This window comes from Gilliamella sp. Choc5-1, assembly GCF_001690595.1.
In the GTDB taxonomy this organism is placed as follows: Bacteria; Pseudomonadota; Gammaproteobacteria; order Enterobacterales; family Orbaceae; genus Gilliamella; species Gilliamella apicola_M.
Genome location: NZ_LZHH01000123.1, coordinates 18,984 through 38,747 on the forward strand (window position 1 = coordinate 18,984; position 19,764 = coordinate 38,747).

A 19,764-nucleotide genomic window follows, 5' to 3' on the forward strand; every position below is an offset into this window, starting at 1 on the left:
TTTCCTCAAGCTTTATTTATTTGGTGTATAATATTAACTATTATACCGAATTCATTCTAAAATCAACACTATTTTAAACTTTAAGTTGGAGAAAATTATGCGTAAACCACTTGTTATGGGAAACTGGAAGCTCAATGGTAGTAAAGATATGGCTAAAAGCCTAGTTGCAGGGCTACGAAGCGAACTATCAAATAACACAGCTTGCAATGTAGCAATTGCACCACCAGTTGTTTATCTTGATTTTGTAAAACATCAATTAGATGGGGCTAATATCATTTTGGGAGCACAAGATGTTGGCGTGAATCTTTCTGGTGCTTATACTGGAGAAATATCCGTTGAAATGTTAAAAGATATTGGCGTAACTCACGTTATTATTGGACATTCTGAACGTCGTACTTATCACAAAGAATCAGACGAATTTATTGCTAAAAAGTTTGGTGTCATTAAAGAAGCAGGATTAGTGCCTGTATTATGTATTGGTGAAACCGAAGCTGAAAACGAAGCTGGCCAAACACAAGTTGTTTGTGCTCGTCAAATCGATGCAGTAATTAAAGCACTTGGTGTTCAAGCATTTAATGGTGCAGTAATTGCTTATGAACCAGTTTGGGCAATAGGTACTGGCAAATCAGCAACACCAGAACAAGCACAAGCTGTTCATAAATTTATTCGTGATCATATTGCTAAGCAAGATGCAAAAGTAGCGCAGCAAGTAATCATCCAATATGGTGGTTCTGTTAACGATAAAAACGCAGCGGAGCTCTTTACTCAACCTGATATTGATGGTGCATTAGTAGGTGGAGCTTCATTGAAAGCGGATGCTTTTGCAACAATTGTTAAAGCAGCCGAACAAGCTAAAAAATAAATCGCAATATAGTAGATAATAAAAAGACGCTTAATAACATAGCGTCTTTTTATTATTAAATTAATATTATTTTTGGTTTTTTAGCCGGTAACGCGAAGGCCAAATTTTTTCAACAGGGACTTTTAAATATTCAGAAATAATTCGCTCATACTTAGGGCAATGTCGATATAAAGCATTTCTTAAAGTATCAGCCTGCAATCCACTATCTCTCGACAATGCTCTTAGACTTCCGCCTCTTATTTTAATTTCACCTACTACTCTAGATGGTGTCCAGTCTTGATCTTGTTCTCTCATTATGAGATCCTCTATTAGTTAGATTCGTGCTATTGTAAAGATTATCGGTATCACAATATTAAAGAAATAATAATAAACCATATAGCAAAGAATAACACATAAAATGACGAATTAAAACAATAAAAACGAAAAACACTAAAAATGGAATAGAAAATGACAGAAAACAAAGTAAAAAAACAAGATAAAACGGAAAAAACACGAGCTTTAACTAATACAGGAGTTATTAACTTTAGAAATAGATTAAATCTTGTGTTAGAAGGCATATCGGGGAATGCTTTTGCCAAAAAAGTTGGCATGTCAGAAGCGGTAATAAGAGATTATTTATCGGGCAAAACTTATCCTGCACTAAATAGACTAGCCATTATTGCACAAAAGTGCGATGTACCTATTGAATGGTTAGTAACGGGAAAAGGAGAGTGCCGTTTATTGCCTGAATCTGCAAATCGGGGAGTGGTACATATTCCATTTCATCATTTAAACGAAACTAATAAATCTTATTCTCAAATTGAGTCAATCCCATTTGATATTACCTTAATAAAACATCATGGCTGCAACCACGAAGACTTAATTGCACTATGGGCCAAAGGCGATAGCATGGAACCTACGATATCAAATCATGATATTATTATTATTAACAAAGCATATAACAAACCCATTGATGGCTATTTGTATGCAGTTGAATATGAAGATCAAATTAGTATCAAACGTATACAAAACCAAGGTGCTAATTTGGCATTACTTTGTGATAATTCGAAGTACCCAGCCATTATTGGTGATAAGTATGGAGCACAAGAATTTAACATTATTGGATTAGTTGTATACCTTTTAAAAGATTTTAACTGATTCCATTTATTCTCTAAATAATACAGCTTTAAAAGTTTTGACTGATAAAACTGTATTATTCCTAGTGGTTTTTGTTTTTTTCTGCGAGGGTAGCATCCCGTAAAATATTAAAAACTTTCAGGGGATTATACGATTTAGTATAAAGTTAAAATAAAAATGAAATTAACATGATGATTGCTATCAGTATAACTTCATGTTTTTTTCCTTCGGTTATGCTAAAATTAATATCAAGTTTTTTTATTAATTTTACCTATTAATATAGCTATTATGCCAAATATAAACACTCGAAAAAAAGTCGTTGTCGGTATGTCTGGTGGCGTTGATTCTTCTGTTTCTGCTTATTTATTACAACAACAAGGATACGATGTTGTTGGGTTATTTATGAAAAATTGGGAAGAAGACGACACAGAGGAATATTGTTCAGCCGCTGTTGACTTAGCCGATGCGCAAGCAGTTTGTGATAAGTTAAATATTAAATTACACACAGTTAATTTTGCTGCCGAATATTGGGACAACGTGTTTGAGCACTTTTTATCGGAATACAAAGCAGGCCGAACACCAAACCCTGATATTTTATGTAATAAAGAAATAAAATTTAAAGCTTTTTTAGAATACGCAGCAGAAGATCTTGGTGCTGACTTCATTGCTACAGGACATTATGTTCGTAAACGTCAAACAGGTGATAAAGTAGAATTATTACGAGGGATCGACAATAACAAAGATCAAAGCTACTTCCTTTACACCCTTAGCGAAACACAAGTAAGCCAAAGCCTATTTCCTGTCGGTGAACTTGAAAAACCACAAGTGCGCAAAATTGCCGAAGAACTTGGTTTAGCAACAGCCACTAAAAAAGACTCTACCGGTATCTGCTTTATTGGTGAACGAAAATTCAGTGACTTTTTGGCTCGATATTTACCTGCACAAGCAGGAAATATTCGCACTGTTGATGGAAAAGTCATCGGTCAACACCAAGGGCTGATGTATCATACATTAGGACAACGTAAAGGATTGGGTATTGGTGGTTTAAAACAGGCCGATGACACACCATGGTATGTGGTTGACAAAGATTTGACTAATAACGAATTAATTGTAGCACAAGGCCATGATCACCCTGCACTATTTTCAAATGGATTAATCGCTCAACAACTACATTGGGTTGACCGTAAAGTAGTAACAGAGCCATTTAGCTGCACAGTAAAAACACGCTATCGTCAACATGATATAGCTTGCCAAGTGATACCTTTAGCTGATGACAAAATCAAAGTCATATTTGATAATCCCGTTGCGGCTGTTACACCTGGCCAATCCGCAGTCTTTTATCAAAACGAGGTTTGCTTAGGTGGCGGCATTATTGAAGAACAAATAAAAAGCTGTAAGGAGTACTAAATTGAATAATAAATACCATCATATTGCCATTGCCCTTGCTGGTGCGACACAAAGTGCTATATTAGTACCGCAATTAGCTAATACAGGTATTTGTAGTGCTGCTCTTTATGAACAAGCTATAAAAAGTATATTTAAAACCTCGCCAAAAACAACGGACGATGTTTATGATGGTATTAAAAATGTTAAAACAGGGTTACAAACGCTAATACAACTATTATCGTCAGGACAAAAAGAACAAACTCAAATTATTCGTTACTTGTTTGGCGCTCTTAGTATTACAAGTAAATTATTAAAAAATAAAGACGCATTAGATAAGATAGACCAACGATTAAAACGTATTTCAGGACTTTATCTAGACATAAATGATGAAACTGTTAGTACTAATATTGATGATCTGTCCTATTCATTAGCGGGGATTTATTCTGATTTCGTTAGCCCAATATCAACTAAAATCAAAGTTACTGGCAAAATTGAATTTTTACAAAACTCATTAGTGCAAGCAAAAGTAAGAACGGCACTTTTGGGTTGTGTCCGATCGGCCATTTTATGGTACCAAGTTGGCGGCAGTCGTTTTCAGTTTCTTTTTAGCCGTAAACGCATTTGTGAGGCAGCTCAACAACTATTAGACCAAATTAATCGTACAAACTAATTTGTACTTTATCACTGATATTTCAAAATAATAACGGAGTTAAACCGATGGAATTATCTGCACTTACTGCCCTTTCACCAATTGATGGGCGTTATGGTGACAAAACCACAGAATTACGCACCATTTTTAGCGAATATGGTTTATTAAAATACCGTGTTCAAGTTGAAGTTCGTTGGTTACAAAAACTAGCCTTACACGCAGATATTTTAGAGGTGCCAACTTTAAGCCAATCAGCTATTAATCATCTTAATCAAATTGTAGACCAATTTAGTGAGCAAGATGCAAGTCGCATTAAAGAAATCGAAAGAACCACAAATCACGATGTCAAAGCGGTAGAGTACTTTTTAAAAGAAAAAGTCAGCACCAATGAAGAATTACACGCGGTCAATGAATTTATCCATTTTGCTTGTACATCAGAAGATATTAATAACTTATCTTATGCATTAATGCTAAAAACAGCTAAAGAAACTGTCTTAGTGCCATATTGGAATAAACTCATTGATAAAATCACCTCGCAAGCTATCGCTTATCGTGATTTACCGCTGCTTTCAAGAACGCACGGGCAGCCTGCTACACCATCAACAATTGGTAAAGAATTTGCCAATGTCGCTTACCGCTTAAAGCGCCAATTAAAGCAACTAAAATCGGTTGAAATACTGGGTAAAATTAATGGTGCTACCGGCAATTATAATGCACATATGGTTGCTTATCCGCAAGTGAACTGGCATAAATTTAGTGAAGAGTTTGTTAACTCACTAGGGTTAACTTGGAATCCTTATACCACTCAAATTGAACCTCATGACTATATTGCCGAATTTTTTGATTGTGTGGCTCGTTTTAATACCATTATGATCGACTTTGATCGCGATGTTTGGGGATATATTTCACTAAATCACTTTAAACAAAAAACTATTGCTGGCGAGATCGGATCTTCAACCATGCCACACAAAGTTAATCCTATCGACTTCGAAAATTCAGAGGGCAACTTAGGGATTGCCAATACAATTATGAACCATTTAGGTAGCAAATTACCTATTTCCCGTTGGCAACGTGATTTGACCGATTCTACAGTGTTGCGTAATCTAGGTGTAGGTATTGGTTATGCCATTATAGCTTATCAATCAACCCTAAAAGGATTAAACAAACTCGAAGTCAACCAAGACTACTTACTTGAAGAACTTAATCGCAACTGGGAAGTATTAGCCGAGCCAATTCAAACAGTAATGCGCCGTTATGGTATCGAAAAACCTTACGAAAAATTAAAAGAATTAACTCGAGGCAAACGAGTTGATGCAAAAGGCATGCAAGAATTTATTGACTCATTAGATCTACCCGAAAGTGAAAAAACACGGTTAAAACAATTAACGCCAGCTAACTATATCGGTTATGCAGTTAGTTTTGTTGATAATTTAGATTAATCACTTAAATTCAATTAGCCAGATACATTTTACACTCTATCTGGCTATATTAATTTTTAATTAATTGTATTAACTAAATCGATATACAAATTGTGTAATAAAAATAAATCATTTAAGCAAAAATAAAACGGAAAACCCCATTGAACATTCGCATTGCAACACGAAAAAGTCCTTTAGCGCTATGGCAAGCTAATTTTGTTAAGCAACAACTGCTAGCTGCTCACCCCAATTTAACTGTGGAATTAATTCCCATGGTCACTAAAGGTGATATATTGCTGGATAGTCCCTTATCAAAAATTGGTGGTAAAGGGCTGTTTGTTAAACAGCTTGAACAAGCCATATTGAATAACGAAGCCGATATTGCAGTTCATTCAATAAAAGATATTCCTACCGAGTTTCCAAAGGGACTAATACTAGCTACCATTTGCAAGCGAGGCGATGTTCGTGATGCATTTATTTCAAATAATTATTCAAGCATAGATGAGCTTCCCGATGATGCCGTTATTGGAACATCAAGTCTACGACGCCAATGCCAGTTAAGAGCTAAATATCCACACCTACAAATTAAAGATCTCCGAGGCAATATAGGTACTCGCCTAGCTAAACTTGATAATCAAGAATATGATGCAATCATTTTAGCTTCTGTTGGTTTAAAACGCCTAAAATTAGAAAATAGAATAAAACAATATATTGATACGGACTTAATTTTACCTGCTGTTGGTCAAGGTGCAATTGGAATTGAAACTCGAACAGATGATAAAAAAATATTAGAGATTCTTTCAGTACTTGATGATAAAGATAGCCGAATTTGTATCCAAGCAGAAAGAGCAATGAACAAAACCTTACAAGGTGGTTGCCAAGTGCCTATTGCCTGTTATAGCCAACTATGCAATGATATTTTGACTTTACAAGGATTTGTTGGGAGTGTTGATGGAATGCAAATAATTAAATCTCAATTACATGGCCCTGCAAGCCAAACGGAACAATTGGGGCACAATCTAGCAATACAACTATTAAGCCTAGGTGCTGATAAAATATTACAGGAATTAAATGGCAAATGATTTATGTAACAAGACCCTCGCCAGAAGGCGAGGAGCTAGCTAAACAATTAAACCTTGCCAATTTATCAGCAACTCACCTTCCCTTATTTGATATTTTACCCGGAGCTGAACTGGTTGATTTAGAGCAACAACTTAATCACCTTTTGCCGTCAGATATTGTAATTGCACTATCGCCACAAGTTATTCACTCCATCAAAATTCATTTGCCAAATTTATCTTTTCCTGCAAATAGACACTATTTTGCAATTGGTAAAAAAACAGCAGAATTATTAAGCCAACTAACCACAACCAGAGTTAATTATCCTAAACAAGAAAATAGTGAAGGTTTATTAGCCTTGCTAAAAAGTACAACACTAACACATCGTACTGTCCTCATTTTACGAGGTAATTCAGGAAGAAATTTATTAGCTAACACATTAATAACCCAACAAGCTCAGGTCAAAATACTAGAATGCTATTACCGCAAACCAATAACCTATTGTGACAATATTTTAGCTAACAATATAAAAAATCAAATCATTATTATTACCAGTGTTGAACACTTAATGCGACTTGAAATTTATTGTCAAATACAACACAAACAACAAGCAAAACTCATTGTTACTAGTGAACGAATTTTCAAAAAAGCACAACAGTTAAATTGGCAAAACATTTTGCAAATAGCTGGAGCAAATAATCAAATTTTATTTAAAACAATGCTAACTCTATGTCATAATGCCAACATCAATTTCGAATAAATCTAAATGAGGTTATTTTATGCCGTTAAAATATTATGGTGCCAATGCAACACTTTCAACAATAAGCACAACTTCATTTAGTCAACCAACAATAACAGTGATTGAAAATGAAGCGAATGAAATTATGAAAAAAGATAAAAAAGAGCAAACAACCACTCAACAAAGTCCTGCAATAGAATCGAAAGCTCAAACCCAAAACATTAATAGTAGTAACCGCAATAACACAGGCAAAGCAACAGTTTCAAAATTATCGATAATAGCTATAGTATTAACTGCTTGCTTAGGTGGTCTTGGTTTTTATTATGGCCAACAGCAATTTGCAAAACAGCAAAAGACCATTTCAACATTACAAACGGAACTGGCCAATTTAAAGCAAACAACCAAGCAGAGCATAACAAATGATTTACACGATAGTATAAATGATGCTGTTAACAAACAAAATCAACAGTTCAGCAAATTAGAACAGCGAGTAGAACGTCAACTCGGTGATCAGCAAAAAGTACAACAACAATTAAGCTATCAAGTAAATGACACCTTAAAGCTAAACGAAAAAAGTTTACAAAACATCAACGAACGTTTAGCCGCTATGTCAACCACAGATCATAAAGTCTGGTTGATTTCACAAGCAAATTATTTAGTTCATTTAGCGGGGCGTAAAATTTGGAATGACCAAGATTACACATCAGCACGACTATTACTTAAAAGTGCCGACGAAAGCCTAGTTCAAGCTGATGACCCTAGCCTATTACCAGCACGTCAAGCAATTAGTAAAGATATAAACTCACTTGCTCAAGTCAGTTTTGTTGATACAGATGGTATTATTATTAATTTAATTGGGCTATCAGATGCCCTTACTGAATTACCTTTAGTTGGCAATTATCAAGAAATTGACCTTGGCATGACACAATATAACGAAGACTCAGCCAATAAAAATGATACCCAAGCAATTCAAGTCGAAAACATTAACACAGATAACAATCAACAAGAGCATACAAAAGAAGTAACATCGTCAGTCAGCGACTGGTCTAGCAATTTATTAAGTAGTGCAAAGACTTTTATGGATAAATTTATCACCATTGAAAAGCTCGATAATAAAGATAACGACTTCAAAGAATGCTTACAACAAGCAGGTCAAGATGAAAAACAAATCGTCCACTGCCAAATATTAAAAACGCCATTGAGCATAGAACAATCGCTTTACCTGCGTGAAAACATCCGTTTTCGCCTATTGATTGCCGCACAAGCAGTGCCAAGACATCAAGACTTAATTTACCAACGCGCACTTAGTGACACTGCAACTTGGGTTAATGCTTATTTTGATGGTAACGCACCAAGTGTTAAAGCATTTATTAATGAGCTTGATAATTTACAAAATCAGTCAATCAGCAATCAAAATGTGCCTGAAAACCTAACTAGTATCAGCGAACTTGAAAAACTAATGCAAACTCGCGTTCGTTCAATGTTGGCAAAATAGGAGAATAATCATGATAAAAATATTAATTATTTTCTTAGCGCTAGTAGGTGGATTTTTCCTCGGTCCGTTATTACAAGGCCATCAAGGCTTAGCAGTATTTGAATTTGTAAATTACCGTGTCAGCATGTCATTTAATTCATTTATGATACTTGAATTAATTGGCCTGCTTTGCCTTTATTTAATTTATTGCATTTTCAATAAAATATTTAACTCTAAAACAGCCCTAGGCAACTGGTTACGTTTAAAATCACCTAAAAAATCGATAAAACGCCTTGAACAAGCACAAATTTTATTATTAGAGGGTAATTATCAACAAGCAGCAAAACTCTTTACAAAAAGTGCTAAAGGGGCAAAAAACACCACGTTATCGTATTTACTTGCTGCACAAACACAAATTGACAACGATGAATTAATTCAAGCCAACCAATCGTTAGAACAAGCGGCTAGAACCTGTCAATCTAAAGAGATGTTTGCCTTTCAATTAGTACAAATTCGATTACAACTAAAAAACCATGAATACCCAGCTGCACGTATTGTGCTAGAGCAACTACTAAACGAAAAACCGCGTAACATTGAAGTACTCCGATTAGCCGATCAACTTTATTACGAAACTGGCGATTACCAAGCTGTTATCGATCTATTACCAGCAATGTATAAAGCTAAAGCTTATAATGAATCGCAATTAGATCAATTTAAACAAGTAGCTTATATTGCCCGAATCAAACAATTATCGACCGATAGTGATGCTCAAGCATTGACAAAATGGTGGCATTCTCAACCACGGGCTATATTGAACAATATGACATATCAAAAAGCGATGGCAACCTATCTTAATCAAATAGGCCAAAATAGCGAAGCTGAAAAACTATTAAAATCGATTAGCAAACTTGAACAAAAAGAAAGAACTTAATAAAACTATAAAAAACAGGGCAATGCTCTGTCAGATTAATGACAAAGAACCCGCTTTTTGGCGGGTTCATTGATCTAATATAGAGGAGTCCATTATTAAAAGGAATTCTTTTACTTAGATCACCGAACGGTTGATAGCAAACATAATTTAATCACCGATACCTATGTTACAGCCGGAAATGTCCATGATTCTCAGCCTTATATGGCTCGATTAAAACGCCAGTTAGAGCGGTTTGGCTTTAATCCGGTTGGTGTGGGTCTTGATGCAGGTCATTTTCGGCGTCCATTTGCCATTTACTGCTAGCAGAGCAGATATATCCGGTGTTGGGTTATTCAGGCCCAACCCATGGTGCGAATCCCAAACAACACCACGGACATCGCTATAAGAGCGAAAAATGAATTACAAAAAAATGATTTTCATTGGGATATATGTCAGAAATTACTTTTTTTAAATCACTTAACGTCATATTCTCTTGTTTTGCATGTTCTTCTGTTAATTGCTCAAGGGTTATTGGTGTAACACTAATTATTTTTATAGTACAAAAATACTCATCAGTTTCAAAAGTTCCAACACGAAGCTTATCACCAATTTTAAAATGTGATTCACTTTTATCTCGAATGGTAATGACTTTTAAACCAGCTAAAATATCATCCTTAAAACGTTGATAAAAAGTAATATCATTTTGCACAGCATTATCCCTATGTGAAAATTAGTCAAATTACTTAACAAGTATTAATCAAGCAAAGTAAATGTTTGTTTGTCCTGCGTTGTCGAATCACTACCAATATACACATTAAATTTTCCTGGTTCGGCAACATATTGCATTTTATTGTTCCAGAATTTTAGCATATCATATTTAATCACAAATTTTACTTGACCCTTAGTGTGCGGTTTTAAGGTAATATTATCAAAACCAATTAACTCTTTCACTGGGCGACTAACCGACGCTGTCACATCTTGCAAATAAAGCTGGACGGTCTGCATACCTTCTCTATTCCCTGTATTTTCAACATTAACGGTGACAATAATTTCACCATCTCGATTCATTTTAGTACTTGATAACGAAAAGTCCATCGCAAAATTGGTATAACTCAAACCAAATCCGAAGGGGAATAAAGGCTCATTAGGACTATCAAAATACGAGGTTGTATATTTGCCCATATTTTCAGTACCACGAGGACGGCCTGTATTTAAATGGCTATAATAGACGGGGATCTGCCCAACATTATAAGGGAAAGACATGGGCAATTTACCCGAAGGGTTATAGTTACCAAATAGTACATCGGCAATGGCATTACCTCCTTCAGTTCCTAAAAACCACGTTTCAAGCATCGCATCAGCTTGAGCATATTCTTCTGATAACGTTAGCGGACGACCATTCATTAAGACAATGATCAAAGGTTTACCTGTCTTTTTCATTGCTTTAATTAATTGTTTTTGAGTTGCTTGCAAAGATAGATCTGTTCTGCTTGATGATTCATGAGCCATACCTTCTGCTTCACCAACAAAAGCAATAACAATATCAGCTTTTTTAGCTATTTTCACCGCTTCTGCAATCATTTTATCGGCTGGTCGATTATCAAATTTAGTTGTTTCTCCGTATAAATTTAAAAACCGATATAAATTTTCATCATCAGAAAGATTGGCACCAAATGCATAGCTAATTGATTCAGGATTTTTAACTGCATTTTTAATACCTTCTAATGGAGTTACCGCTAAATTAGCACGCCCAGCTCCCGACCAACTCCCCAAAATATCACGTTTTGAATCAGCTAATGGACCAATCACCGCAATTTTCTTATTTTTAGCTAGCGGTAATATCTCATTCTCATTTTTTAATAACACAATACTGCGGCGTGCCACATCACGAGCTTCTTCACGATGTAATCGATTATCAGCAAACATTGTATCAATATCTAATTTTGGATCTAAATTACGATTAGGATCACTAAATAACCCCATATCATATTTAAGTTCAAGTACATGACGACAAGCTTGGTTTATTTCATCTTCTGTAATGGCACCTTCTTCGACTAATTCAGGCAAAAATTGTAAGAAATATTCATCATTCATACTTATATCAATGCCAGCTTTAATCGCAACACGTACAGCATCTTTCGGATCACTAGCTACGCCATGATTAATAAGTTCACGAATAGCTCCATGATCACTAACAACAACACCATCAAAATGCCACTGATTCCGTAGCACTTCGGTTAACAACCAATGATTCCCCGTTGCAGGAATACCATTAACGCTCACTAACGAAACCATCACAGCTCGACTACCTGCATCAATTGCTGCTTTATAAGGTACAAGATATTCTTGGAACATTTTGCGTTCACTCATATCCGTACTGTTATACTCACGTCCTGCTTCAACTGCGCCATAAAGTGCAAAATGTTTTACTGATGTCACCAATGATTTTTTATCGGCAAGCGATTGCTTTTGCATCTTTTCAACAAAAATACGTCCAACTTCTGAGGTTAAATAAGGATCTTCACCAAATCCTTCAGACACGCGTCCCCATCTAGGATCACGCGTAATATCAACCATTGGAGCCCAAGTTATATTTAACCCATCCGAGGTAGCTTCGTCAGCTGATACTTCAGCAGCTTTTGCAATTGCACTACGATCCCAAGTGGATGCAATACCTAAATTAATCGGAAAGATAGTTCTATGTCCATGAATTATATCAAAACCAAAAAATAGAGGAATTTTATTGGGAGATTTTAGAGCACGTTCCTGCATTTGAGAAAGGTCAGGTTCGACAACAGTATTAAAAATGCCACCAATTTCACCTGCTTCGATTTTATCAAGTACTTTGTCTAACGTTAGATCACCACCAACACTAATTAGGCGTAATTGTCCCGCTTTTTCTTGAAGCGTCATTTTTGATAATAGATTATCAATAAAAACTTTCTTTATTTCCTTTACTTCGCTATTAGGTTCTTGTGCAAACAAATGCCCAGAAAAGATAAGAAAAAATAAATATATAGCTACTTTTTTCATCATAATAAATATTGTTATAATTAAGAGGATAGACAAGTAGACATCATAACGTATTTACGAAAAATATCGTTTTTTATCTACTTATATTCAGGTTTAAAACATCATAATAGTTATTGCATCCCCTTATTCAAACGCTGTCTTTTCTGAAATTTTTTACAAAGTTCAAGGGATAATATTGCCGACAATTGTTAGCAATATCAACTCAATAACACATTAATCTCTAAAATTGGTAAATTGAAACGGTTGACCAAATTCGTTATTTTTAACTAATGTCATAGTAGCTTGTAAATCATCACGTGATTTACCTGTAACTCGAACTTGTTCTCCCTGCACTTGAGCTTGTACTTTAATTTTGCTATCTTTGATCGCTTTTACAATTTTTTTAGCTAACTCTTTATCAATACCCTGCTTAAGTTTAACCGTAATGCTATAAAGCTTACCGCTGTGCTCCATTTCTTCAGGGATTTCAAGTGCACCACCATCAATACCACGTTTAGCAAGTTTATCTCGCAAAATGTCAAGTAATTGTTGTACTTGGAAATCAGATTGGCTTACTGCTTTAATCGTTTCATTTTTTTCATTTAACTCAAACGATGCTTCAACATTTTTAAAATCCCAACGGGTGGTGAGCTCTCGAGTAGCGTTTTCAACGCCATTTTTAACTTCTGGCATTTGGATTTCAGAAACGATATCAAAAGAAGGCATAAATTCTCCTCTTCTTCTAATGGTTATAACTTAATGGTTATAAAATAAAGTTATGACCGCCTAAAAGTTAGGCGGTTTTAAAAGCAAATGTAAAATTAATCAATCGTACGTAGTAATTCGTTGATACCTACTTTACCTAATGTTTTAGCATCCACTTTTTTCACAATAACTGCGCAATAAAGGCTATATTTACCATCTTTCGTTGGTAAGTTACCGGAAACCACTACAGAGCCTGCAGGCACACGTCCATAGTGAACTTCGCCCGTTGCACGGTCGTAAATTTTAGTACTTTGACCAATAAACACACCCATTGAAATTACGCTGCCTTCTTCGACAATTACACCTTCAACAATTTCACTGCGTGCGCCAATAAAACAGTTATCTTCAATAATTGTTGGGTTAGCTTGTAACGGCTCTAAAACACCACCAATTCCAACACCACCTGACAGGTGAACATTTTTACCAATTTGCGCACAAGAACCAACAGTTACCCATGTATCAACCATAGTACCTTCATCAACATAAGCACCAATATTAACATAAGATGGCATTAATACGGTATTACGAGCAACATAAGCCCCTTTACGTGCAATAGCAGATGGAACAACACGGAAGCCTTCTTGTTGGAATCTTGCTTCATCATATTCAGCAAATTTTAATGGCACTTTGTCATAATAGTTAGTTGGACCGCCATCAATCAGTTGGTTTTCGTTAATACGGAAAGAGAGCAAAACAGCTTTTTTTAACCATTGATGAGTTACCCAATCACCATTGATTTTTTCTGCGACACGCATTTTACCACTGTCTAATAAAGCAATGCATTGGTTAATCGCATCACGTGTAACTGTATCAACATTTGACGGTGTAATTTCAGCACGACGTTCAAATGCTGATTCAATAATAGTTTGTAATTGTTGCATCTCAAGTTTCCTTTAATTTATAGCCCGTTAGCAAATAATAAATAAATGAGTAAACAGTATAATATAATCTTTCCTGCTTTTTAAGTGCTTTAATCAGATAGTCAAGAACAATATAAAACCAATCGAAAACAATCAAAATGCTAGTAGATGAAATGCAAATAATGGCAAAGCGACATAAAAGCAAAAAAGCAAATAAAATCAATAGTAACCAGCAAGCATAGTGCAGTTATTAAGTAATTTGTTGTAAAACTAGGTTATTTGCATTTGATGATTAAAATAATCTTCTAGAAACACATAAGGCGTTTTATCTAAAATCGCTTTGCATTGATATGCTTATTATACTTTCTGTTTTTCTATTTGTTTATGGACAGAGGCTTGGTAAATTTTTGATTGATATGATAGTTGTCACTCATTTTATTTAAACAAAGACAAACAACTCAATTCTTGTCAAAAAGTTTCAGGAAAGCATAGTGTTTAAGTAAAAAATTAAAAAAAAATCAGTGATAAATGTAAGAAACACCTACAACTAATTACTTTTATTGAAATAGAAAATAAAACATTTTCGAAAAAAACATAATTTATTTGGATGATGCCTCACAAATTTAGTATGTCAAATAAGCTGTTGTTGTATTCAAATATACACTACTTACATTGTGATATTTACAAAGATAATCTTATGCAAGATTTAGGATTTTCATTACTGGAGTTGTTAATAACTGTCTGTATTAGTGCCATTTTAGCTGCTATTGGTATTGAATATTGGAAAGAACAGCAACTTCAAAACGAGTTAGCATCTACAACTAAGCAACTCGCTTATTTTATATATGAAGTTCAAATAAAAGCTTCAACTAAAAATGAAAATTATATTATTCATCAATTTACATCACCATGGTGCATTGCAATTACTCGCGATGAAAAACCTGCCTCATGCAGCGAGGGAGTGCTTTATTTCATGAAACCAGATAATTCTGTTGAAATTAGTGAACTATCAAACAATAAAGATGCCTTAATTTTAGGACGCCGTAACTTAGCACAAACAATGTCTTTTCAATTAAGAAATAAAATAGGCACCAGTAGGGTTTTTGTTTCTTTGCTTGGGCGTATCCGTTTTTGTGCAGAAAGCAGCTACATAGCTGGATTACCACCATGTTAAAAACAGCTGGATTCTCCTTATTTGAAATGCTTATTAGCATCATATTATCTAGCCTTATTATTATGGGAATGACATCTTTTTACATTCAACTACAAACCAACAACACGCAATATTACCAAAAAACACGCTTAAAACAGGCTATAGACCTTGGGTTAGCAGGCATGAAAAAGGATATTAAGCGAGCAGGTTTTATTGCTAATGTTCCTAAAAAAATGACAACTAAGGCCATTGAAATTAATGAAAAGATGAAATGTATTATCCTCCGATATGACAGCGAAATTCGCAATTCTTGGGTGTGGAACGAATTAAATCCTACAAAGTCAGATGTCTTTACCTATCGTTATAAAGGAAACAACATAGCTTATAGAACAGGATCACTAAATTGTTTAGAAAACAAGTGGGAAAACTTATTTGATCCAAATGAAATCAAAATTATCTCCTTTCAAATAAAACAACTTCACGATGTGATTGAGCTATCAATTACGGCAGAGCTAAGAAAAAATAAGCAAATTAAATATCACACAACTGAAATTATCAAAAATGAAAATCGATTTTAAATTAAATCCCGTTTCGTCTGGATTTAGCACAATTATGATGATGATCATTTTGATGGTTGTGGGGTTAGTGTTATTAATTGGTTTCAATTTACTTATTTGCTCCTGGCAAAAAGCCACTTTAATGGAAAACCAATACTATCGGCAATTTAATCAAGCTAATTCGTCGTTAACTTGGGCAACAACCCAAAATTGGCAAGCACCTAAAGCCAATTGGCATTGCATGACTGAACCAACATACCAATTAAAAGCCTGCATAAAACTTTCTTTATTAAAAGTTGATAATTATGTATTAGTCCGAGGCGAAGCCCAAGGTGAAGACTTCTTTTTATATACACTCGCACATTTTGATAATAATCGATTGATTGTTGAAAAAGGTCATTGGCTCGATTATTGTCCTGAAAAAAAGGCTATTTTTTGTGAATAATAAAAATTTTGCTGGCTTTAGCTTGATTGAAGTCATGATAACAACACTACTATTTTCAATTATTATGCTAGGTTTTATTAATTACCAACAAGCATTACTTAATAAACATCGCTACTTTGCCAACAACCTTCGTGCCAATAAAATTGCATTTCAGCTACTTGACAGCTACCCCTATACTAACCAGCAAATTATCCCTTCTGGTTGGCAATATAAGATCACAAGTAAAATCTATAATACCGAGTGTAAAATGGTGGAAATAACAGTTAGCACGCCTAACAAACAAATCATCAAACAACAACGTTTTTTTTGCGATTTACATTGATATTTACCGATTAAATTTCTTTCAGTCACCTAACCAGTTATGTAGAAGTTGTAAAACCTGTTGCGTTTTTTCGGCATGAACATTGTGCCCTACCCCTTCAACCACTTCTATTTTTGCATTAGGGAACTGGTCAAAAATAGCTTGGTAAGTATCATCAGTAATATAAGTTGAATTACCGCCTCGTATAAATAACGTTGGTTTTGACCAAGGCGAAATTGTTTGCCAATCGCAAATATGCCCATATTGCTCATTAATAGCTTGAATGTTAAATAACCAACGCTCATTTTTAAACGATTTTAATAAAAAAAGTATGATTGCATCACTAATACCAGCTTGTTTCATTAAATTCATAATCTGTTTTTTATCGGTAATATGGTTGGTAAGGCAATAAGTTAATACTCTTAGAATAATCGCATTAGATGAACTGTGATATTTTATCGGTGCAATATCAATTGCTACTATTTTTTCAATAGTATCAGGAAGCAGTTGTGATAATTGCAAAGCAACCTTTCCGCCCATAGAATGACCAATTAGAATTATCTCTTTTAACTTTAAATCATGACAAAGTTCGGCTACGTCTTCAGCCATCATTTGATAGTCCATTTTATCAGACCAAGGCGAATGTCCATGATTACGCAGATCAACTTGCACAGTTTGATAATACTGCACAAAATCCTTCGCTAGCATATTTAAATTATCTAAACTCCCAAATACCCCATGTAAAAATACTATCGGCTGTCCATCACCCTGTAATTTATAGTTTAATTTCATACTTTAATTCGACCAATTATTTTAAGTGGCATTATTATACGTCTATTTTCAATACCATCACCGATTAATTCAATAACCACAATTTGCATAAATATGATAGAATTTAATACCAACTTTTTAACTAGTGTTAGGCCATATGTTTCAAAATAACCCTCTACTCGCACAATTAAAACAAGAACTCCATGAGCAAACACCACGCGTTGAAGGCACTATTAGAGCTCATGAAAAAGGATTTGGTTTTTTAGATGTTGATAATAAAAAAAGTTATTTCATCCCTATTGCTAAAATGAAAAAAGTTTGCAATGGTGATAAGGTCTCGGGGACAGTAATAAGTAATAATGATAAAGAGTCTTTTGAACCTGAATTATTAATTGAAAGTGCATTGCAAAAATTTATTGGCAAAATAGGCTTTCAAGATCGTGCAATGGTTATTTATCCTGAAAATATGTCAACTAATCTAGCCATTCGTTGCAAAATAAACAAGCAAGTTAGCGAAAAACTAAAAGAAGGCGATTGGGTTGTGGCAACGCTTGTTTCTCACCCTTTGCAAGAAGAACAGAATCAATTTCTTGCCGAAATTGTTCGTTTTGTTGCAGAAAGCAATTCTCCTTACCAACTTTGGCTAAAAACATTAGCGCGCTACGATTTAGAAACTCACGCCCCACAGTTCGCTTCATTATCAATTAACGATACTGAACTTGATAACCGTCAAGATTTAACCGATGTTAACTTTTTCACCATCGATAGCGAAGATACAGAAGATATGGATGATGCAATTGCAATTTCTAAAGGTGAACGAGGAGATTATCAATTGATGGTCGCCATTGCTGATCCCACTGCTTATGTATTGCAAAATAGCGAACTTGATCATATTGCTAAAATTAGAAATTTTACCACTTATTTGCCTGATTTTAATATCCCTATGCTACCCAAAGAGCTTGCAAATAATTTATGTTCATTAAAAGCAAATCAAAAACGTCCAGCAATGATATGTAAAATGAGTATTGACGAAGCCGGTAATATTATTGGCGATGATATCACTTTTATGCCAACTTGGATTGAATCAAAAGCTAAACTAACCTATAACAATGTTTCTAATTTTTTAGAAAATAATGGAGATTTAGAAACTAACAATCCAATTATTAAACAGCAACTTAAACATTTAGCTGACTTAGCAAAAATTCGTATGACATGGCGGCAAAATCATGCTTTAGTTTTTAAAGATAATGGAGATTATCGTTTTGAACTTGATGAAAATCGCCAAGTTAAATCAATAATTAAAGAGTCTCGTCGGATTGCAAATCAAATAGTAGAAGAAGTCATGGTTTTAGCTAACCAAGCTTTAACATTGCAATTAAAAAATAAAATTGGTTTTGGAATTTTTAATATTCATTCAGGTTTTGATAATAAATATATTGAACAAGTAGTGACTTTTTTAAATGATAACGGAATCACTGAATTTGATAAAGAATCATTATTATCTTTTGATGGTTACGTAAAGTTGCGTCGTATAATCGACAATACTCCATTTTTGTCAACAAAGCTTCGCAAATTCCAAAGCCCTGCTGATTTCTCAACTGAACCTAAACCACATTTTGGTTTGGGATTTGATGCCTATGCAACATGGACTTCACCAATACGTAAATATGGTGATATGGTCAACCATCGATTAATCAAGGCATTTATCCGATCACAAGAATTAATCGCACCAGATAAAGATCAATTAAAAAACATGAATGAAAGACGCAAAACATTACGCTATGCAGAACGTGATATGGCAGAAAATCTTTATGCTCAATACTTGTCAAATAAGGTTGGTGAAAGTTTTTCTGCTGAAATTATAGATATCAATCGTGGTGGGGTTCGAGTTCGTTTATGTGATATAGGCGCTTTTGCATTTGTGCCACTTTCAATGATTCATTCTGTCAAGGAAGAAATTATCTCGTTACCTGAGGAAGGAATCATCAAAATTAAAGATGAGGTTTGCTACAAACTTGCTGATACTATCTCTGTTATTATTCACCAGGTTAAAAGCGAAAATCAATCAATTATTACAAAGTTAGCCAACAATTAAAAAATAAAAGAAGGATTATTTTGCTCGAATGTACGGCTTTTTGCTGTTATTTTTACCCCTGATGCAAATCAGGGGTAAAAATAATTAAGACTTTATTGCATTTTTAATATCAAACCTCTTTTTCTTATTAAAAATATCTGTTATCTTTCGGAGCTCTAGAAATAATGAATTAATCATTAAAATGAACAATAA

At 34.4% G+C, this 19,764-nt stretch carries 20 protein-coding genes and 1 pseudogene; 15 read left to right on the forward strand and 6 right to left on the reverse strand.

All coding sequences use genetic code 11. The features are described 5' to 3' along the window. The first annotated feature begins 97 nt into the window (after positions 1–97). On the forward strand, positions 98–862 hold the full coding sequence (gene tpiA / locus A9G35_RS12100; protein ID WP_065637077.1) for a triose-phosphate isomerase: 765 nt from the start codon (positions 98–100) through the stop codon (positions 860–862). Positions 863–928: 66 nt separating this feature from the next. Here the strand turns inward: tpiA and A9G35_RS12105 are convergent, their stop codons facing one another. Continuing rightward, entirely contained in the window at positions 929–1,156 is a 228-nt protein-coding gene (locus A9G35_RS12105; protein WP_065637078.1) for a helix-turn-helix domain-containing protein, read from the reverse strand. 153 nt (positions 1,157–1,309) lie between these two features. Between A9G35_RS12105 and A9G35_RS12110 the strand changes: the two genes are divergently transcribed. The 9 genes and pseudogenes from A9G35_RS12110 to A9G35_RS13970 all read left to right on the forward strand — a co-directional run. Then, on the forward strand, positions 1,310–1,999 hold the full coding sequence (locus A9G35_RS12110; protein WP_065637079.1) for a LexA family transcriptional regulator: 690 nt from the start codon (positions 1,310–1,312) through the stop codon (positions 1,997–1,999). A 267-nt stretch (positions 2,000–2,266) separates the two neighbouring features. Continuing rightward, positions 2,267–3,385 (forward strand): tRNA 2-thiouridine(34) synthase MnmA, encoded by a 1,119-nt coding sequence (gene mnmA, locus A9G35_RS12115; RefSeq protein WP_065637080.1) that lies wholly within the window; start codon positions 2,267–2,269, stop codon positions 3,383–3,385. 1 nt (position 3,386) lies between these two features. Beyond that, positions 3,387–4,034: a high frequency lysogenization protein HflD gene (hflD, locus tag A9G35_RS12120; protein ID WP_065637081.1), complete on the forward strand. Its 648-nt coding sequence runs from the start codon at positions 3,387–3,389 to the stop codon at positions 4,032–4,034. Positions 4,035–4,081: 47 nt separating this feature from the next. Beyond that, on the forward strand, positions 4,082–5,452 hold the full coding sequence (purB, locus tag A9G35_RS12125) for an adenylosuccinate lyase (RefSeq protein WP_065637082.1): 1,371 nt from the start codon (positions 4,082–4,084) through the stop codon (positions 5,450–5,452). 140 nt (positions 5,453–5,592) lie between these two features. Then, a complete protein-coding gene (hemC, locus tag A9G35_RS12130) occupies positions 5,593–6,513 on the forward strand; it encodes a hydroxymethylbilane synthase (protein WP_065637083.1) in 921 nt (306 codons plus the stop codon). After that, the gene (locus A9G35_RS12135; RefSeq protein ID WP_065637084.1) at positions 6,510–7,250 is read left to right on the forward strand and encodes a uroporphyrinogen-III synthase; all 741 of its coding nucleotides are present in this window, start codon (positions 6,510–6,512) and stop codon (positions 7,248–7,250) included. Before hemC ends, A9G35_RS12135 begins: the two co-directional genes overlap by 4 nt. 19 nt (positions 7,251–7,269) lie before the next feature. Further along, positions 7,270–8,724, forward strand: a complete 1,455-nt coding sequence (locus A9G35_RS12140) for a uroporphyrinogen-III C-methyltransferase (protein WP_065637085.1) — start codon at positions 7,270–7,272, stop codon at positions 8,722–8,724. Positions 8,725–8,734: 10 nt separating this feature from the next. Next, positions 8,735–9,634, forward strand: a complete 900-nt coding sequence (locus tag A9G35_RS12145; RefSeq protein WP_065637086.1) for a heme biosynthesis HemY N-terminal domain-containing protein — start codon at positions 8,735–8,737, stop codon at positions 9,632–9,634. Between the two features lie 105 nt (positions 9,635–9,739). Further along, positions 9,740–10,011 (forward strand): annotated as a pseudogene (locus A9G35_RS13970) (IS5/IS1182 family transposase); the annotation flags it as partial. A gap of 2 nt (positions 10,012–10,013) precedes the next feature. On the opposite strand, the gene yqfB reads toward A9G35_RS13970, so the two are convergent. The 4 genes from yqfB to dapD all read right to left on the reverse strand — a co-directional run bounded on the left by yqfB (position 10,014) and on the right by dapD (position 14,271). After that, complete coding sequence (gene yqfB, locus A9G35_RS12150) at positions 10,014–10,322, reverse strand: N(4)-acetylcytidine aminohydrolase (RefSeq protein WP_065637087.1); 309 nt, start codon at positions 10,320–10,322, stop codon at positions 10,014–10,016. A 44-nt stretch (positions 10,323–10,366) separates the two neighbouring features. Further along, positions 10,367–12,649: a beta-glucosidase BglX gene (gene bglX / locus A9G35_RS12155; RefSeq protein WP_065637088.1), complete on the reverse strand. Its 2,283-nt coding sequence runs from the start codon at positions 12,647–12,649 to the stop codon at positions 10,367–10,369. 210 nt (positions 12,650–12,859) lie between these two features. After that, on the reverse strand, positions 12,860–13,351 hold the full coding sequence (locus tag A9G35_RS12160) for a YajQ family cyclic di-GMP-binding protein (RefSeq protein WP_065637089.1): 492 nt from the start codon (positions 13,349–13,351) through the stop codon (positions 12,860–12,862). 95 nt (positions 13,352–13,446) lie between these two features. After that, entirely contained in the window at positions 13,447–14,271 is an 825-nt protein-coding gene (dapD, locus tag A9G35_RS12165; RefSeq protein WP_065637090.1) for a 2,3,4,5-tetrahydropyridine-2,6-dicarboxylate N-succinyltransferase, read from the reverse strand. A gap of 676 nt (positions 14,272–14,947) precedes the next feature. On the opposite strand from dapD, the gene A9G35_RS12170 reads away from it, so the two are divergent. The 4 genes from A9G35_RS12170 to A9G35_RS12185 are packed head-to-tail and all read left to right on the forward strand — an operon-like array spanning position 14,948 to position 16,727. Continuing rightward, positions 14,948–15,424, forward strand: a complete 477-nt coding sequence (locus A9G35_RS12170) for a prepilin-type N-terminal cleavage/methylation domain-containing protein (protein WP_065637091.1) — start codon at positions 14,948–14,950, stop codon at positions 15,422–15,424. Next, positions 15,418–15,981: a prepilin peptidase-dependent protein gene (locus A9G35_RS12175; RefSeq protein WP_065637092.1), complete on the forward strand. Its 564-nt coding sequence runs from the start codon at positions 15,418–15,420 to the stop codon at positions 15,979–15,981. The genes A9G35_RS12170 and A9G35_RS12175 overlap by 7 nt, the downstream gene beginning before the upstream one ends. Continuing rightward, positions 15,965–16,405 carry a DUF2509 family protein gene (locus tag A9G35_RS12180; RefSeq protein WP_065637093.1) on the forward strand — a complete coding sequence of 147 codons (441 nt, stop codon included), beginning with the start codon at positions 15,965–15,967 and terminating at the stop codon, positions 16,403–16,405. The genes A9G35_RS12175 and A9G35_RS12180 overlap by 17 nt, the downstream gene beginning before the upstream one ends. Further along, positions 16,398–16,727, forward strand: coding sequence for a prepilin-type N-terminal cleavage/methylation domain-containing protein (locus A9G35_RS12185; protein WP_065637094.1), 330 nt, complete (start codon positions 16,398–16,400; stop codon positions 16,725–16,727). Before A9G35_RS12180 ends, A9G35_RS12185 begins: the two co-directional genes overlap by 8 nt. 21 nt (positions 16,728–16,748) lie before the next feature. Here A9G35_RS12185 and A9G35_RS12190 read toward each other — a convergent pair whose 3' ends face one another. After that, positions 16,749–17,498 (reverse strand): alpha/beta fold hydrolase, encoded by a 750-nt coding sequence (locus A9G35_RS12190; protein WP_065637095.1) that lies wholly within the window; start codon positions 17,496–17,498, stop codon positions 16,749–16,751. Positions 17,499–17,634: 136 nt separating this feature from the next. Between A9G35_RS12190 and A9G35_RS12195 the strand changes: the two genes are divergently transcribed. After that, entirely contained in the window at positions 17,635–19,572 is a 1,938-nt protein-coding gene (locus A9G35_RS12195; protein ID WP_065637096.1) for an exoribonuclease II, read from the forward strand. Positions 19,573–19,764: the final 192 nt, after the last annotated feature.

Bases quoted from the DNA above. Each gene is read 5' to 3' on its own strand.
- A9G35_RS12175 (WP_065637092.1), top strand. From the start codon at position 15,418: ATGTTAAAAACAGCTGGATTCTCCTTATTTGAAATGCTTATTAGCATC.
- A9G35_RS12195 (WP_065637096.1), top strand. From the start codon at position 17,635: ATGTTTCAAAATAACCCTCTACTCGCACAATTAAAACAAGAACTCCAT.
- A9G35_RS12110 (WP_065637079.1), top strand. From the start codon at position 1,310: ATGACAGAAAACAAAGTAAAAAAACAAGATAAAACGGAAAAAACACGA.
- A9G35_RS12170 (WP_065637091.1), top strand. From the start codon at position 14,948: ATGCAAGATTTAGGATTTTCATTACTGGAGTTGTTAATAACTGTCTGT.
- A9G35_RS12190 (WP_065637095.1), bottom strand. From the start codon at position 17,498: ATGAAATTAAACTATAAATTACAGGGTGATGGACAGCCGATAGTATTT.
- bglX (WP_065637088.1), bottom strand. From the start codon at position 12,649: ATGATGAAAAAAGTAGCTATATATTTATTTTTTCTTATCTTTTCTGGG.
- A9G35_RS12145 (WP_065637086.1), top strand. From the start codon at position 8,735: ATGATAAAAATATTAATTATTTTCTTAGCGCTAGTAGGTGGATTTTTC.
- A9G35_RS12180 (WP_065637093.1), top strand. From the start codon at position 15,965: ATGAAAATCGATTTTAAATTAAATCCCGTTTCGTCTGGATTTAGCACA.
- A9G35_RS12105 (WP_065637078.1), bottom strand. From the start codon at position 1,156: ATGAGAGAACAAGATCAAGACTGGACACCATCTAGAGTAGTAGGTGAA.
- A9G35_RS12160 (WP_065637089.1), bottom strand. From the start codon at position 13,351: ATGCCTTCTTTTGATATCGTTTCTGAAATCCAAATGCCAGAAGTTAAA.
- A9G35_RS12140 (WP_065637085.1), top strand. From the start codon at position 7,270: ATGCCGTTAAAATATTATGGTGCCAATGCAACACTTTCAACAATAAGC.
- purB (WP_065637082.1), top strand. From the start codon at position 4,082: ATGGAATTATCTGCACTTACTGCCCTTTCACCAATTGATGGGCGTTAT.
- A9G35_RS12135 (WP_065637084.1), top strand. From the start codon at position 6,510: ATGATTTATGTAACAAGACCCTCGCCAGAAGGCGAGGAGCTAGCTAAA.
- dapD (WP_065637090.1), bottom strand. From the start codon at position 14,271: ATGCAACAATTACAAACTATTATTGAATCAGCATTTGAACGTCGTGCT.
- mnmA (WP_065637080.1), top strand. From the start codon at position 2,267: ATGCCAAATATAAACACTCGAAAAAAAGTCGTTGTCGGTATGTCTGGT.
- tpiA (WP_065637077.1), top strand. From the start codon at position 98: ATGCGTAAACCACTTGTTATGGGAAACTGGAAGCTCAATGGTAGTAAA.